The following is a 14,978-nucleotide window of genomic DNA, read 5'->3' on the forward strand; positions in this document are numbered from 1 at the left end:
TATTTTCTTTCTTTTTAATCATTTTAAATAAAAAATTATGGAATTCAATTTTGCATACAATAAGCCGAATAGCTTTTTTAAAGAAAAGAAAGCAATAACATTAAGAGAATTGGTAAATGGAGCAGATGAAAAAATATGTTCCGGTAGCGAGGTAACAATTATATGTAAATCTCGAGAACTCAAAGTTTACTTCGATGTAGTAAGTAAAGATAGAATACATGTATATCGTGTATCTCACGAAGACCTAGAATTGGTGAAATAAAAAAGAGATCCTATGCCAGAACTAAACAAATACTTCAAATTAGAAATTACTCCAGAGCAATTTCTAAATGCATGCTCAAGTAATGAGCTTCAGGAAACCGATCTGTTATTGAACAGGTCGGAGTTCCAGATAAAGATGGGCCGGAATTATCGGAATTCCGATAATTCCGATGGACCTCGACCTGTTTTAATTCCGCATGATCGTCCAAATTCAATCCTGAATCAAATGTCGATCGTATTTCCCCAAAACAAAGTTGAAGCTTCAAACATTATAGCGAAAATTGTAGAGTTGGTTAATCTTTCACCTTCAGATATTATTACGCTAATGCCTGAATTTCAAAAATTGGAACGTTTGAGAATAAAAAGTTTGGTTTCGTCTCCCCAAATAATTCCAGAAATTTCCGATAATTTCAATAATTCTGATTGATATGCCAGTATTAGGTAAACATGCGAAAATCATATTTACACCTGAAGAAGAAAAATTCATTCGTGCAAATTATGATAAAATGACAAATAGAGAGATTGCATCTCACTTTGGTATTCATCTTAATGTAACCAGGCAGTTGCTTTATTCTATGGGATTAAAAAGAATGGAGCTCGCGTATTGGACAGTTGAACAAGTAAATTTTCTGAAGGATAATTTTCAACAAATTGGTGATGTAGAGCTAGCAGAGATTTTTGAAAGCAAGTGGCCAAAAAATAAAAAATGGACATTAAAGCATATTGAGAAAAAAAGGAAATATCTTAAGTTGAAACGATCTGTAAATGAAATCCAATTAATATTTCAGCGCAATCTTGAAAACGGTCGATTTAAAGATTGTCCCGTCAAAAGGTGGGAGGCTGTGGGAAGTAATCCAATTGGAACAATAGTTTTTTGGAGACAATCAAAAAAGTACCCAGATAATAAGGTACCATATATTAAAACAGTAATTGGTTATCTTCCTTATTATCGGTGGCTTTGGGAACAGGAATTTGGTGTTTTATCTTCGAATGAATATGTAGTGGTAAAAATCGGCACAGAGTATAAAAATCTTTATTTACTCCAGGACCTAGAGATTATTGATAGATTGGAACACCAAAGAAGAAATCTTGAAAGAAGAATGCAATACCCTGATGATATAAGAAAAGCAACCAGGTTAATTAATAAAATAAAAAAACAAATAGAAAATGGAAACAAATCTGAATTCACTAAATGATAAACTTTTTGATACCTTAGATCGTCTATCAAAAGGAGATATCAAGCGCGAAGACGCTAAAGCTATAAATGAAATAGCAGGAACAATAATTAATAATGCCAAGGTTCAACTCGATGCTTTTAAAGCTACTCGTGGTTTCGGAGCTCAAGCAAAAATGTTTGGTGTATTACATCAGGGAAATACTCCGGAACTTCCTGAAGATGCTTATCAAAGAAAAGTAGAGTTTTCTATTTACAAAGGCTTTACGAACGTAGGAGATTGTATGGCTAATCTTGGTAAATTAGTTTTTGAAAAAGAATTTCGAGATTGGGAAAAATCATTAAAAGAATAGAAAAAGCCGACACTAGTCGGCTTTTTTTATAACCAAATCCCAAGAAATTTCATAACCCTGAAGCTTTAATTTTTTATTTGAAAAGTTGACGATATCCATCTGCCAATCCAAGCCTTCTTCTTCTGAAATTTCATCGCCAAAACCAAACCCGTGATAAAATTTCATCCCTTCAGTAATCAATGACAAATAGTTTTTTAAAGCTATCGGTTCCAATGATGCTAAAGAGTCGGTTCCTGCAAGCTTGTTGGCGTAATCAAAAAGCGTATCGATTGCTTTTTCTCCAGTAAAAGCTTCATTCATATTCTGCAGTATATAATACTGCACATTATCGATAATCTCAAACAAGTCCAGCTCATCGGTTTTTGGAGAAAAAAACTGCTGATATAAATAAAGTATCAAACTGTCTAACAATAATATTTTATCGTTAGTCTTTGTATCCAATTCTTTAATGTTGAATTTGGTTTTCAAATCCTCTAGGATTCGTATTTGTAATTGTGTCAAATCAGCCATAATTTATAGTTCTATTAGTTCATTCCAATTTCCTGCAAAGTTTCTTGAAACATTATGTTGTCTCATTTTCATAATTCTTGTTATGTCCTGGCCTCCAAATGCGATTTTATGTCGGCCGTATTTTTTATTCAATAGGTCAATGGCCTTCATCGCGTCCTGGTCTTTTGGTTTTTCACTTCCAAAAAAACTTAATTGATAGCTGCTTTCCGGTGTAATTCCGGAAACGATTATTCCCGCCTTTTTATAATCGAATCCTTCCCTGAAGATAGAGCTCAACCCTTTGAGCGCCGCTCGTGTAATTTCAAAAGTTGAATTGGTTGGATAATCGGTTGCAAAATAAACACCAGGATTATAGGAGGGGAGGTCTGGCCGGAACCTGTTGGTGTTTAGAAAAACATAAATCATCGAACAATGTGTTTTCTGGCCACGAAGCTTCTCGGCCACGTTTGCAGAAAAGGTACAGATTCTTTCCTCCAGGTATTTTTTGTCTTGAATGTTTCTTTCGAAAGACCTTGTACAGGCTATGTTCTGCTTGTCCTGAATGTCTTCAAAAAAAAGCGTCGAAATTCCCTGCAGGTCAAGTTGCAATCTATAGCCAACTATCGTCATGTTTTTCTTAACCCAGTCGCCGGAGACTTTCGTAACAAAGTCATAAGCAGTAAAGATACCCTTGCTCTTTAGTTTATTGGCATAAGCCCTGCCGATTCCCCAGACGTCATCAATTTCAGTCCACTTCAAAGCTTTGATTCTTTTTTCCTCAGAATCTATGGCGTATACGCTTCCGGTCCGTTCCGGAAATTTTTTAGCAATCTTGTTGGCCACTTTAGCCAGGGATTTTGTTGGTGCTAAACCAATACTTGTTGGGATTCCAATCCACTTATAAATGTTGTGCCTGAGCTGTACGCAGATTTCGTATTGTTTACTGATTCCATGCATCATACCGAAGGCTTCGTCAATTGAATAGGGCTCAACATACGGAATTTGCATCCGGATGATATCGAGCATTCGATTGCTCATGTCTCCATACAATCCATAATTTGAAGAATATACCTTAACATCGTGTTGCTTTACAATATCTTTAATTTTAAAAAGGGGATCGCCCATTTTTATACCTATCGCTTTAGCTTCATTGCTTCTTGCAATAGCATTACCGTCGTTATTTGACAAAACAATGACCGGCTTTCCGACTAATCCAGGATTGCCCACTCTTTCACAACTTGCGAAAAAATTATTGCCGTCAATTAACGCGTACATAATTATACTTTTTTTATTATGAAAGTAACAATTCCCCATACCAGGAATCCTTCATTCTCCGGTGTTATCAATATGGGTTCAAATTCTTCATTCTCCGGCATAAGCCATACAAGGTTCCTTTTCTTTTCTACCTTGAGCCGTTTCACAGTAAATTCCCCATCAAGATAACATATTGCTATTTTTCCGTCTCCCGGTTCCAGGCTACGATCAATAACCATTATATCCCCAACGTTGAAACCAGCGCCTAACATCGATTTCCCTTTCACCCTTGCGTAAAAGGTGGCGGGGCGATTTTTTATAAGATATTCATTAATATCCAACAGTCTCTCGAGGTGGTCGGTGGCCGGGGAAGGAAATCCAGCCTGTATACCATCTTCAATCAATGGAAGCTCTGTTGGGTTGATTTCAGGTTGAAACAGTTCCAGTTCTTTAAATTGGCCGTCTTTGGCCACGCTTTTCTCTATCATAATTCTTTCTTTTAGCGAACCTGCAGGCAGGCCTCCCGCAAAGGTACATATTTTCTCCCTACCCCCTCATTTACTGAAAGTCACTTTAAAAGTGTAATTTTGTAATATACGCCGTAAGGTGGCGAAATTCTTAGGATATTTAATTACATTTTTACTTTAATATTGTAATAATAATTACAAAAAAAATGTAATTAAAAAGAAGCGTACAAAATTGAAAATTTTAAAAGTCCATCAATTACAAAATGACTGTAATAAAAAAAACCAGAATTTATAAGCCTTCACGATCTAATTTCGATTGAAATTACATTATTACATTTTTAAAGTACGTTTTTTGTGTTTTTTGAATTAACTTAGAGATAGTTTTCTTCCTAAAAAGACAATTATGTGCTACCATTTTCAACAACATAAAAATTCAAAACAGGTTCAGTTACGATTTAATGCAACATTAGAAGATCTTGATGATTTTTTGCCTGAATCATATAATGGATTCGCACATCCCCTTACTCCCATTATTATGAATGATAATCTAGGACTTATAAAAAAAGCTGAGTGGGGCTTGCTTCCTTCATTTGTGAAGGATGTAAATAGTTTCCGTAATAAAACTAATTTGTTGAATGCGAAGATTGAAACGGTAGAAAAATTGCCGTCATTTAGGAACTACGTCGATAATAGATGCCTAGTGATTGCTTCTAGTTTCTATGAATGGAAGTGGAATGATGCAAAAGGTAAATTGAAAATAAAACATCAAATATCTGCTACTGGAGACGAACTTTTTGCAATGGCGGGGTTGTACGCGGAATTTGAAGATAAAGTAACCTATACAATACTTACAACAGAAGCAAATGAGCTGATGGCAACTATTCATAATAGCAAAAAGCGTATGCCTGTAATACTCCAAAAGGAAGAAGAGGAATTGTGGCTTAAAGGCGAACCATTTGAAATATACCATAATAGGAAAGGAATTGAACTTTTAGCGAAACCTCTGGACGATTTACCTTTGCAACTATTTTGATTTTCCTTTTTTATTGAATAGATCCATCGTCTTTTTAGAAGTTTCGTCGTGAATTTTGATCTTAGATACAGGAACCTTATAATCTATTCCGGCCACACTCAAATAATTGAATGCAATATGGCGTCCAGCTTCATCCTCATATAAATAGTCAATCATATTTGATTCAGTGATCTTTTTTACGGCCTTTTCACGGATTACCTCCGGATCAACTGCAGATTCTTTGGTGAGGAGCATTTCAAATTCAATCAATAGATCCACATTTATTTTATTGTTCCATCCAGGAAAATTTCCTTTTCCCTCGGGATATTCAAAATAATCATCTGTTTGCTCCAAAAGTGTCATGTCCGCTTTTCCCGACATGATCATTTTTTTTACAGCGTCGATCTGTAATTCTTCATCCTTAAATTTGGGAAAATTCTTTTTTAAAATCTTAAATTGTACCTTATAGCCTTCCAAAGCAGTTTCCATGAGAGTATATTTTTGCTTAAAAATAAGCAAATTTAAAACTTCAGTATCCAATAGATAACTCTTCTTGTAATCAAATAATTAAAGTTATAGTATTAAATAAAACATTATTTGAAAAGTTATAGCATTTACTAAAACTTTTGCATAATTTCGTTGCAAACAAAATTGTAATGGGAATCCTCGATAAAGTCAAAACAAGATCCAACATCTGTTCTGTCGAAATTGCGTTTAGCGGTACTTCAATTCCGTCAGCAATCGAAGGGTGGCAACCGTTTTATAATTCCACATTTGAAGACACGGACTTCGAAAAAATCTATTCCACACTGTCAACCTTGGATTTTGCAGAAGAATCAGTAGAATCTGCCGCAGGTGACAGCTACAAGCAAAAGATAGTTTTTCGCTTTCCGGCAACAGATCAGTATCGGGCTGAAAGATTGGTATTGCTGAAAAAGACAAAATTCGTAAAGCTTAATCTAACTTCCGGATTAAGCATAGTTGTCGGGCGAAATGATTTCTTCCAAAATACGGCTCCTAAAATCACAATAAAAACCGACCATCATCTTTGTGAAGTTTCGATAGAATCTTCCAGTATAACACCATCGGGTTATGTTCCGTCAGCGAGCTTTGGCCTACCATCATTAATTCCAGTAGAACTATGAGCACTAATTTGATAAATTTTGAAGACAAGGTTAACAGTCCGGCTTTGTTGGCATACCTGCAACAATTCGGCCCCGAAACATTTGTAACTGCAGAAGAGCTGAATTCTTTTCGTGACGCAATTAATTATCTAGGTAAGTCAATTGATAACAATGGGTTTGTGGTAAAGAAAAATCACGGATTTACAGGTAACAATTATGTTATTGAACCTCTGTTCAAATGGATTATTGATCAAATACCTTATTCAAATGTGATGCAGGTGACATTGAATGTTCCTTTTGCCGCAACGGGTAAAACGCGTGGAGAAACAATTGTGGCAACGACAGAAAATACATTTATAAGAATTGCCGCTCCTGAGAGTTCAACTGTTACTGCCTTTCCAGATATTCCGATGAATACAATTGCACTTTCAAGTTACATTGTGAGGGATAATAGTATAGATACGCCGACAGTGCCGGTTCCGGTTACAAATTATATTGAAAAAGAAGAGCGTTCCGCAAGGATTTTAAATACTTCAGGAGTTGTTGGTATAGTTGGTATGAATACCAAGCAAAGCCGACTTTGTATATCATTTACCGCCAGTATTACTCAACTTTCTGGTATTTCAAAAATTTATTCATCCGATTTTCATGACGGACAACCTTTCATTGTCCAATCTTTGCAACCAGGTTCTTTCTTAATCAAGCATAATGATACGCTGGTGGGAAGTGGGACAAAGTTCTTCTTTCCGGATAAGAAGGATTTCATCGTATATCAAGATTATATTTTAATCTTTATGTGGGATGTCCCAAACAATTTATTGCGGTTCGTTTCTGCATCACAAAAAATGGATGATTACAAGCAAGAAAATTTAATTGATTTTAAATTTAACACAACTTCTGTTGCTGGATTTTCAAATACTGCAATATCTGGAGGGACGATAATAACTCAATCTGATAGTTTATCCCCAGTAGGATTAAGATATGATAGACCTAGTGATATTGGAGAATGCTGGACGTTGAGAGGAAGTGCTGCAAATGCGAACTCTGGTTATATGGTTGGATATTCAAGCCAAAACCCGATGTATCTAGAATCCACATTATTTATGGTTATTAACCCATTAAGGTTAACAAATACAATTCAAAGATATGGACTAATTAGTAACGTTGTATCTCCTTTGAATAGTTTAGTTGGTTCAACTGCTATTTGCATAGAAATAAATAACGACCAATTGACTTTTAAAGCTTCAGACTCGAATGTAAGTACAACTATAGCCTACACAATAACATCGCCTCAATGGTTATATGTCATGATTGAGGTTGAAAGCGCAACTTCAATAAGATGTAAAGTAAGATTAGGATTAAACGGTCCTTTAGTTTTTAATCAAGCTCTAAGTACAAATTTACCTATTAGTGTTACTGGCTCTAAATGGGCGCAATTAAGATTGTATCTAGGTGCAGTAACCACAATCGCTTCTGCTGACAATTTAGTGCAGATAGGTAGATTCGCAACATATCCAAAAAAGCCACATTACTTAAAATATTTCTAATGAAAAAAATAGTTTACAAAGGTATCAATCCGGATGGAGGGTCAAGTGAATCATTTAAAATTGAAGATATACCTGAAGGATGGGAAGTTTTAGAGTATGAAATCGAAATTGAGGATGAGAATATTGAGATTACAAATAATTACATACAACGTCTTCAGTATTATTCAACCGACCTTAGGATCAGGGCAAAGGCCGCCGCCATTGGAAAAAAAGGTGAGCGTGATTACATTTTTGCACAAGTTGAAATGTATGAACTTAAATATAGGCTTGCTATGGGATTAATAAATGATTCATACATGCTTCAGCTTTTATCTGAAGAAGCTGTTGAATTTGGTCTTTCTATTGGAGTTGAAATGAGTTTGCAACAATTCCAGGAGTTGATTATTTACATGTATGAAAGCGCCGAATCACAATATCAGGTGTTTTTGTTTATGATCGAGAGATGTAGGACTTTCATCCAGACGTTGATTGAAAATGCAAATTGGACAAAAGTTGACCAAGCCTTTGCTTTAATTGATACTCTGAACGATCAGGCACAAGCACCGGAACTTATGGCTAACATTTTAAATTTATAATTATGCTGGGCTCAAAATCACATTACTTTCATCGTTCTCCAGGAGAATTATTTGTAATAAGAAAAAATCTTGTTGAGTATCTGTCGCTAAAAGGATACACGTTAGAAGAAGCACGGATTTACATCAAAGCATTCGATTATTTCTGTAATAGTCCATCAAAGTTTGATGGCGCTACAATCGTGAAAGATTTGACTGATTTACCTGGCTTGGATCTCGATGCGATGTTGCACGATTATCATTATTTAAATTATCAAGCTGCGACAAATTTCATCACAAAATGGAAATCCGATTGGATCTATGCAAAAGGACAGGAGCGCAAAGGAAAAGGCCAGTACAGCTCTTTTTCTCGTTTTGTGGGGCTTACCCTGGTTGGTATCGGATTTGTTCCTTATGCGCTAATTAAACGAGGAAAAATTACTCGAGAAAATAAAGATAGAATTCAGATTGATTATAATATTTTAATTAAGAGTTGATAATGAACATTGTCCCAGTGAAGATTCGTCAGCATTTGATACCTTTCTTTTTGAAAGAGTTTGAAGGCGTTGATGGTCAATATCTAAATATGAAAGTCAAGGCCTGTAAGATTACAGCTGAGTCTTCATTGGGATTTATGCTCCTTACATCACTTCAAAAAACTGAAAATCCAATCAAACCGGATAAATATTATGTTTACATCACTTTCTCTGATACGCAAACCGAAGCGAAGATCTACAAGGTCGAGAAAGGTCGGAACCACTTCCTCAGGGTTCCGGAAGAAGTAAATATCAAAATCAATAATCTGATAGAGGATCAATTTAGAATTGCATTTGTATTTCATACTCGTGGAATGCTCAAAGCATCGCCGGACCTACTTGTTCGTGATGCAATATCAGAATTTATGGTAGAATACGAATTGGATGAATCCGGATTCGATTTGGAAAGCCTTCGCCGCATACTTAATCGCGGTGATAAATTCAAAATGTCTCGACTTCAAAATAAAATATCCAACAGAGTATTTGGGTATTAAAACCATGTCTTAAACATGCTTTTCTGAAGCTGTAGGTTTGGAGCATAATTTTTTATTACGCTCTGATGAAAATACTAGCATACTTCGAAAAGATACCTCAGTTGTTTGACTGGTATTTTCGCTTACCACAGCTTAAAAGAATTCAATTCAATTACATCGTGCTTCTTGTCGCGATAATAGCAGCAGCATACTACAATGATAAACGGCACCGTGATAATTATAATATCCTTTCTGCTCGAGTTGACACTGTTAATGATTTGCGTGCCAAAGAGCAGGAGGGCTATAAAAAATCGCTGGAGTTTTATACGGACAAATTCAATAATCTTCTTGAGAAACTTATCCTGTCGGATAAGGGATCGGAAAAAATAAATTCAGAAAAATGAAAACGATATTCTCTGTATTAGCAGTCTTCGCATTTAGTGCATTGGTGATGGCTCCGGTTACACCTAAGAAATATCCACCGCCTCCAGTTCTGGAGCAACGAAGGGAAATTGCTCTGCAAAAAGAAGCCATTAATCGCACAATCGATAAAATCGAATATGAGCTTGCAATTGATAGTATAATCTCAACTCCGCTACAAGATGAACAATAGGGCAAAAAAAATTAAATACATAGTGGTCCACTGTCAAGCGGGTCATGGCACTTTGCAAAGTATGCAGGCGTTCTGGAAAAATTCTTTAAAATGGAATTCTCCTGGTTACAACACCTGGATAGATTACGACGGTACGCCTCATCGATTAGCCGATTACAATGCAATTACTAATGGAGTTGCAGGATTTAATAATGAAGCGCTTCATATTAGCTATCGTGGCGGTGTAGAGCATGATAATGTAAATAAAGCAAAAGATACGCGTACACAGGCTCAGAAAGATGCTCTGATTAAAGAAATTCTATTAATGATCAATTGGCTTTTTGAGAATGGAAACGATCTTCAGGATGTCATGATTATAGGTCATTATCATTTTTCAAACGATAAAAATAAGAACGGTGCGATTGAAGAATGGGAAAGAATCAAGCTTTGCCCATCGTTCGATGCTTACAAAGAGTACACGCATTTGATGGATTGCAACAACAAGAATTATCATTTATTAAAACTTCCAAAAAACAGAGCAGCATGAGATTTACAAGGATAGTGGCCAGACTAATGCTCTTGGCTTTTACAATAGGTTTGGTGTTATTATTTGTTGGATGCGGATCTAAAAAGAAGAGCGCATCGAGAGAGAAAATTGAATCGAAAAAAGAAGTTTCTTCTGATTCAGTTGTCGCTTCAAAAACAAACATTAAGAATGATGCCGTATCGTCTGAAGAAACCAAGCAAAATTCAAAGCATTTAGAAATTGAATACGATGGATGCGAGGGCGATTCAATCGCAATTACGCAAAAAGGACAAGACGGGAAGATCCTTTCTCAGACGGTAATCAAAGGAAAAGGAAAAGTGAAAATTAAAGAAACTGAAAAGTCTTCAGCAATTAAAAAAGAATCCCTGCAGTATTACGATTTCGATTCCTGGTCCCAAACTTCGGTTGGTAAAGTTTCGGCGGAAAATTACTCCAGCGCAAAGTCTTCAGTAGAAAAAAATAAAACAGGTTTTAATCTTGGATTCTGCGGTTGGTTTTGGCTGATACTAATTGTTATCGCAGTTAGTTTCATAATCTACTTAAAGAATCGCTTTAAGTCATTTGCCAATATTAAAAAGCATGTCTTAAATCTATTTTCCGGTCCAAATAATTTAGCTTCAAAATAAATCACCATGAAGGTTAATCCATTTTTATCGGAAATTTTTAGAGGCCACTGGCTATTGGATCATAATTCAATTGAGAATTATTATCCAATCATCGAAGGTTTGTACAATGGTAAAAAAATGCAGTTCGATTCGAAATATCAACCAGAACCTACGGCACTTCAAATCCTAGACGATAGGGGCAATCCGCTAAGGTCTACATCCGGTCAACCTTTGCAAGTACCTGAAAATAGTATAGCTCAAGTTAAGATGATTGGAGAAATCGCCAGATATGGTGATTGGTGTATTACAGGTGCAGATGAAGTGGTAGAACAATTAGATGCGGCCCAGTCATTAAGCAATGTGGATGCTACGATTTTTAAGATTGATGGACCAGGAGGGACTGTCAAAGCAATCGGTCCTTTTCAGGATTTTGCAAAGAATAGAAAAAGAAAACCAATCATCGGGTTAGTTGAAGATGCTTTATCACTTCACTATTGGACTGCTGTTTCCGTGTGTGATTATATAATCGCAGCAAATGATGTTTCAGCCCGATTTGGTTCTGTTGGCGTTGTTTGTTCTTTCAGGGATAACCAAGAAGCGTTGGAAAAGCTGGGTATAAAATTTCACGAGATATATCCTGACGAAAGCGAGCATAAAAATGATGTATACAAATTAGCTCGCCAAGGAAAATATGAATTGATCAAGACGGAACAATTATCTCCAATGGCCTTGAAATTTCAAGCAGGTGTAAGGGCGGGTAGACCAAATTTGAAAGAAGAGATTGGGGTGCTTACTGGTAAGACTTTTTATGCTGATAAGGCTTTGGGTCTTGGAATGATCGATGCAATAGGAGGTGTCGATTTGGCTATGGAAAAAGCCCGTCAATTTGCAGACCAATATAAAATAAAGAGTTTAATTTAATCTATATACTAACTTAATTTTTAATTCATTATGAAATTTAAAAGTGCAAAAATGCAACAAGCTGCTGCAATGGTGATGACCTTTTTAGGGTTGTCCGAAATGCCCATTGCAGATGGCAAGGTTAGCTTGGACGACGCACAGTCGACCAAGTTAAAGGACCACTTAACAGAGGCGACGGCTACAAAGCTTATCGAAGCTTTTAATAAGGATCTGGCCGAAGAAACTACTGCTGGAGAAATTAAAGCTTCTATTGAAGCCCTTTTGGCTGAGACGGATATTTCAGCGGAAGAACTGGATCAGATTTTGGCCGACGCCAAGAAAGAAGGAAAGGAAGATACTTTAGCAGTATTACAGGCAATTGAATCCAAAATGGTAGCTCAGAAAGCAAAAATTCAACAATTACTCGAAAGTGCTGAAGATGATACACCAGAAGAAATTTTAAAGAAGACAGCTATGGGAGCAAAATGGAAACATACGGCAACACATCTTTTTGGGTCTAAAAAAGAGTATGATGCAATTGATAATGATAGAGGTTGGAATGCTGCCGCGGCGAAAGGTCTTTCTGTCTCTTCAGTTGACTACACTGACCCAGTAACGGTCAATAGACTTAATGGTGATGCGACGTTGTATTTCCGTGAAAATCCTACTGAATTGAAATCCTTGCACAGGGATAATTTTAATTTACCCGATTTTTGGCCAAAGCGTCTAAATGTTGATGATAAGGTTGCTTCCGGAACCATCTTGACGGCTGAAATTACACAAGGCAGAAAGTTTGGATGGTTGCCTAAAAACATTCAAGAAATTGAAGCTGAAGAAGGAAAAATTTATCCAGTACAAATTGACGCCGAATGGAATGGTGCTCAATTACAGGAAATTGAAGCGTCTTGGTTAAACTATTTAAATAAGGAAGGTTCTCAACCAGAGAAAATGTCATTCGTGAAATTCTTGGTGGGAGAATTAATGAAGAGAGCTCGTATCGAGGATAGAATTTCAACTTTGAATGGAATTTTTGTCCAAACACCAAAAGGAGCAAAAAAGGCGGGTAGATACATCAATAGACAAAATGGGGTATTTTATCAATTATGGAAAGCAAGGGATGTAAATAAAAAATTCCGTGCCTTTGAAATGGGTGAGATTTCTCCAACAAATGTGTATGACTATTTTCATTCTGATGATGAAGCTAATTTGGGTGTATTGAAAAGGTTGCCTCAAGATGTAGTCAAATCTCCAAATTTGGTGGTTTACCTGCATTATAAAGTTTGGGACTGGTACAAAGCTAAATATAAGCAATTGAATGGCACCAATATGGATTATAAGGGATTGCCAGATCATTTTGAAAATTATCCAAATGTGAGGGTTGAAACTTTTGTGGATCAAGAAAATCCATCTTTCTTCTTCGCAACTTTTGATGACAACATTGAAATTTTGGAAAACATTCCATCCGAAAAAGCCGCTTTCAGATTCCAGACTCTTTTAAGAATGATCTATATGTTGGCAGATTATAAATTGGGCGTGAGAATCATTCACATTGGACGTGAGGTAAATCCAAACGATCCTGAAGAATTCAAAGTGCAATCAGTTTGGTCCAATGATCAGCCAATTTTCTTGGAGGATAAGTTTATTCCGGTTTTTGACAATACAACAGGCAAAGTGAGCGTCGATTACAAAAACATCCAAGTTGATGAAGAATGGGCTACCAATATCACTGAATTTACGAATCTGAAAGCTGGTCAAACTATCAAGGTTAGAGGAAATGTGGGAATGATAGCTTCTAAAAATATTTCTTCTGGTTCAAAAATCACATTGACTGGCGGTGCTTTTGACTTGAAAGACGGAGGAACCATTACTTTCTATGTTAAAGCTGATTTCACATTGCTGGAACTATCAAGAAAAGGTTTGCCTGCAGGTGCTACAACTAGTGATATTGATTTTTCCTCAGATGATATCAATGCTTCTTTAGGAAATCTATTCAGATATACGGGTGGCGCAAGCGAAACGCTTGATTCAATTTCCGGTGGTTCAGAAGGGAAGGTTATCAGAATTTATGGAACCGATGCTTCAGGTGTCGATTTCACTGTAGCTAACGTTGCAGATCAAATTGTTGTAGGAACAAGCGTGGTTCTGGGAACATCAGCGCATTACATCGAGCTTGTGAAAGTAGATGGGATTTGGAGAAAAACTATAAGTGTAACTTCATAATATAAGAATATGTCAAATTTAAGAAAATCAGTCCCAAAGCCAGGTCCTGGCGCTGGGGCCCCGAGAGGGAAAAGTCCAATATTGAAAGTAATCTATGTTGATGATTTACTTGTTTTTCCTGCTTCAGATGAAAATGGAGTAAAGACTGAGGGAAATATTATCCTAAAGCCTGGTATGGCTCCTGTTGACTTCTATGCAACGGATGATACAATCAAGCCTTCTCATGCGCTTGAGGGTGATCCAGATGCTGAAGGCTTCTTGAAAAAGATGGAGGCTTCGCATCCTGGTGATGAAATAGATGTTAATGAATGGCTTCAAAATTCATTGGGAGAACCTTTCATTATTCTTTATCCTATAGATTGTGATGGTTTAAGGCATAAAATTTTAGGTACAAAATGTAATCCTTTATACGTTACTGGTGCCGAATTCAAAGACGATAAGGATGGATTAAACCATTTAATAACATTCTCTCAAAGAAGAAGGGATAAATTGGTTGCGAAAGTTTATGATGGTGTCGTGCCTACCGCACTGGTTACAGACGTGGCGAATTTTGCAGTTCCGGTTTTGAATGCTTCTGGAGCTATTTATCAATTGCCGGAATCGGCAGTAGCGGATACTCCAATAACAATCACTGTAAGTGCCGGTTCTGATGAGCTGTACAACAAAGTGATTACTGTTAGAGGAAATGGAGGAACTGAACCAGCGTCTATTGAGAGTATTGAAGCTGTAACTGGGGCTCAGATACTTCTTAAGGGCGGTGCGCCTTGGATTGCCTTAAAAGATGCGGTGATTAATTTTAGAATCCTGCATACACCTGGAGCGCCAAATCCATATCATTTAATTGAAGTTTCTAGATCGTAGTTTGTTTTGTTT

The 14,978-nt window shown here is 36.5% G+C and carries 21 protein-coding genes; 17 read left to right on the forward strand and 4 right to left on the reverse strand.

Annotated elements, in window-relative coordinates; all coding sequences use genetic code 11:
• Positions 1 to 37 precede the first annotated feature (37 nt).
• The 4 genes from ACI6PS_RS02410 to ACI6PS_RS02425 are packed head-to-tail and all read left to right on the forward strand — an operon-like array spanning position 38 to position 1,788.
• Positions 38 to 262 (forward strand): hypothetical protein, encoded by a 225-nt coding sequence (locus ACI6PS_RS02410; RefSeq protein WP_421010953.1) that lies wholly within the window; start codon positions 38 to 40, stop codon positions 260 to 262.
• Between the two features lie 12 nt (positions 263 to 274).
• Entirely contained in the window at positions 275 to 688 is a 414-nt protein-coding gene (locus ACI6PS_RS02415) for a hypothetical protein (protein WP_421010954.1), read from the forward strand.
• Position 689: 1 nt separating this feature from the next.
• Positions 690 to 1,457 carry a hypothetical protein gene (locus ACI6PS_RS02420; RefSeq protein ID WP_421010955.1) on the forward strand — a complete coding sequence of 256 codons (768 nt, stop codon included), beginning with the start codon at positions 690 to 692 and terminating at the stop codon, positions 1,455 to 1,457.
• The gene (locus ACI6PS_RS02425) at positions 1,429 to 1,788 is read left to right on the forward strand and encodes a hypothetical protein (protein ID WP_421010956.1); all 360 of its coding nucleotides are present in this window, start codon (positions 1,429 to 1,431) and stop codon (positions 1,786 to 1,788) included. The genes ACI6PS_RS02420 and ACI6PS_RS02425 overlap by 29 nt, the downstream gene beginning before the upstream one ends.
• A gap of 12 nt (positions 1,789 to 1,800) precedes the next feature.
• Here the strand turns inward: ACI6PS_RS02425 and ACI6PS_RS02430 are convergent, their stop codons facing one another.
• Genes ACI6PS_RS02430 through ACI6PS_RS02440 form a run of 3 tightly spaced genes read right to left on the reverse strand, consistent with a single transcriptional unit; the run spans position 1,801 to position 4,019 of the window.
• Positions 1,801 to 2,289, reverse strand: a complete 489-nt coding sequence (locus ACI6PS_RS02430; protein ID WP_421010957.1) for a hypothetical protein — start codon at positions 2,287 to 2,289, stop codon at positions 1,801 to 1,803.
• Positions 2,290 to 2,301: 12 nt separating this feature from the next.
• Entirely contained in the window at positions 2,302 to 3,552 is a 1,251-nt protein-coding gene (locus tag ACI6PS_RS02435; RefSeq protein ID WP_421010958.1) for a Y-family DNA polymerase, read from the reverse strand.
• A gap of 2 nt (positions 3,553 to 3,554) precedes the next feature.
• Positions 3,555 to 4,019, reverse strand: a complete 465-nt coding sequence (locus tag ACI6PS_RS02440) for a LexA family protein (protein WP_421010959.1) — start codon at positions 4,017 to 4,019, stop codon at positions 3,555 to 3,557.
• Between the two features lie 382 nt (positions 4,020 to 4,401).
• Here ACI6PS_RS02440 and ACI6PS_RS02445 point away from each other — a divergent pair, with 382 nt between their 5' ends.
• On the forward strand, positions 4,402 to 5,031 hold the full coding sequence (locus ACI6PS_RS02445; RefSeq protein WP_421010960.1) for an SOS response-associated peptidase: 630 nt from the start codon (positions 4,402 to 4,404) through the stop codon (positions 5,029 to 5,031).
• Here ACI6PS_RS02445 and ACI6PS_RS02450 read toward each other — a convergent pair.
• Entirely contained in the window at positions 5,023 to 5,499 is a 477-nt protein-coding gene (locus ACI6PS_RS02450) for a hypothetical protein (protein ID WP_421010961.1), read from the reverse strand. The two genes, ACI6PS_RS02445 and ACI6PS_RS02450, sit on opposite strands and share 9 nt — an antisense overlap.
• A 167-nt stretch (positions 5,500 to 5,666) precedes the next feature.
• Between ACI6PS_RS02450 and ACI6PS_RS02455 the strand changes: the two genes are divergently transcribed.
• From ACI6PS_RS02455 to ACI6PS_RS02510, 12 genes are all read left to right on the forward strand, one after another.
• A complete protein-coding gene (locus tag ACI6PS_RS02455; RefSeq protein ID WP_421010962.1) occupies positions 5,667 to 6,155 on the forward strand; it encodes a hypothetical protein in 489 nt (162 codons plus the stop codon).
• Positions 6,152 to 7,681: a hypothetical protein gene (locus ACI6PS_RS02460; protein WP_421010963.1), complete on the forward strand. Its 1,530-nt coding sequence runs from the start codon at positions 6,152 to 6,154 to the stop codon at positions 7,679 to 7,681. Before ACI6PS_RS02455 ends, ACI6PS_RS02460 begins: the two co-directional genes overlap by 4 nt.
• Complete coding sequence (locus tag ACI6PS_RS02465) at positions 7,681 to 8,256, forward strand: hypothetical protein (RefSeq protein ID WP_421010964.1); 576 nt, start codon at positions 7,681 to 7,683, stop codon at positions 8,254 to 8,256. The genes ACI6PS_RS02460 and ACI6PS_RS02465 overlap by 1 nt, the downstream gene beginning before the upstream one ends.
• A 2-nt stretch (positions 8,257 to 8,258) precedes the next feature.
• Positions 8,259 to 8,729, forward strand: coding sequence for a hypothetical protein (locus ACI6PS_RS02470; protein ID WP_421010965.1), 471 nt, complete (start codon positions 8,259 to 8,261; stop codon positions 8,727 to 8,729).
• Positions 8,730 to 8,731: 2 nt separating this feature from the next.
• A complete protein-coding gene (locus ACI6PS_RS02475) occupies positions 8,732 to 9,262 on the forward strand; it encodes a hypothetical protein (RefSeq protein WP_421010966.1) in 531 nt (176 codons plus the stop codon).
• Positions 9,263 to 9,327: 65 nt separating this feature from the next.
• Positions 9,328 to 9,645: a hypothetical protein gene (locus tag ACI6PS_RS02480; RefSeq protein ID WP_421010967.1), complete on the forward strand. Its 318-nt coding sequence runs from the start codon at positions 9,328 to 9,330 to the stop codon at positions 9,643 to 9,645.
• Positions 9,642 to 9,854, forward strand: a complete 213-nt coding sequence (locus tag ACI6PS_RS02485) for a hypothetical protein (RefSeq protein ID WP_421010968.1) — start codon at positions 9,642 to 9,644, stop codon at positions 9,852 to 9,854. The genes ACI6PS_RS02480 and ACI6PS_RS02485 overlap by 4 nt, the downstream gene beginning before the upstream one ends.
• Positions 9,844 to 10,380 carry an N-acetylmuramoyl-L-alanine amidase gene (locus ACI6PS_RS02490; RefSeq protein ID WP_421010969.1) on the forward strand — a complete coding sequence of 179 codons (537 nt, stop codon included), beginning with the start codon at positions 9,844 to 9,846 and terminating at the stop codon, positions 10,378 to 10,380. Before ACI6PS_RS02485 ends, ACI6PS_RS02490 begins: the two co-directional genes overlap by 11 nt.
• Positions 10,326 to 11,006: a hypothetical protein gene (locus tag ACI6PS_RS02495; protein WP_421010970.1), complete on the forward strand. Its 681-nt coding sequence runs from the start codon at positions 10,326 to 10,328 to the stop codon at positions 11,004 to 11,006. The genes ACI6PS_RS02490 and ACI6PS_RS02495 overlap by 55 nt, the downstream gene beginning before the upstream one ends.
• A gap of 6 nt (positions 11,007 to 11,012) precedes the next feature.
• Complete coding sequence (locus tag ACI6PS_RS02500; protein WP_421010971.1) at positions 11,013 to 11,906, forward strand: S49 family peptidase; 894 nt, start codon at positions 11,013 to 11,015, stop codon at positions 11,904 to 11,906.
• A gap of 51 nt (positions 11,907 to 11,957) precedes the next feature.
• A complete protein-coding gene (locus tag ACI6PS_RS02505; RefSeq protein WP_421010972.1) occupies positions 11,958 to 14,105 on the forward strand; it encodes a hypothetical protein in 2,148 nt (715 codons plus the stop codon).
• Positions 14,106 to 14,114: 9 nt separating this feature from the next.
• Positions 14,115 to 14,966: a hypothetical protein gene (locus tag ACI6PS_RS02510; RefSeq protein WP_421010973.1), complete on the forward strand. Its 852-nt coding sequence runs from the start codon at positions 14,115 to 14,117 to the stop codon at positions 14,964 to 14,966.
• Positions 14,967 to 14,978 lie beyond the last annotated feature (12 nt).

The organism is Flavobacterium sp. PLA-1-15 (assembly GCF_049060005.1).
Lineage (GTDB): Bacteria > Bacteroidota > Bacteroidia > Flavobacteriales > Flavobacteriaceae > Flavobacterium.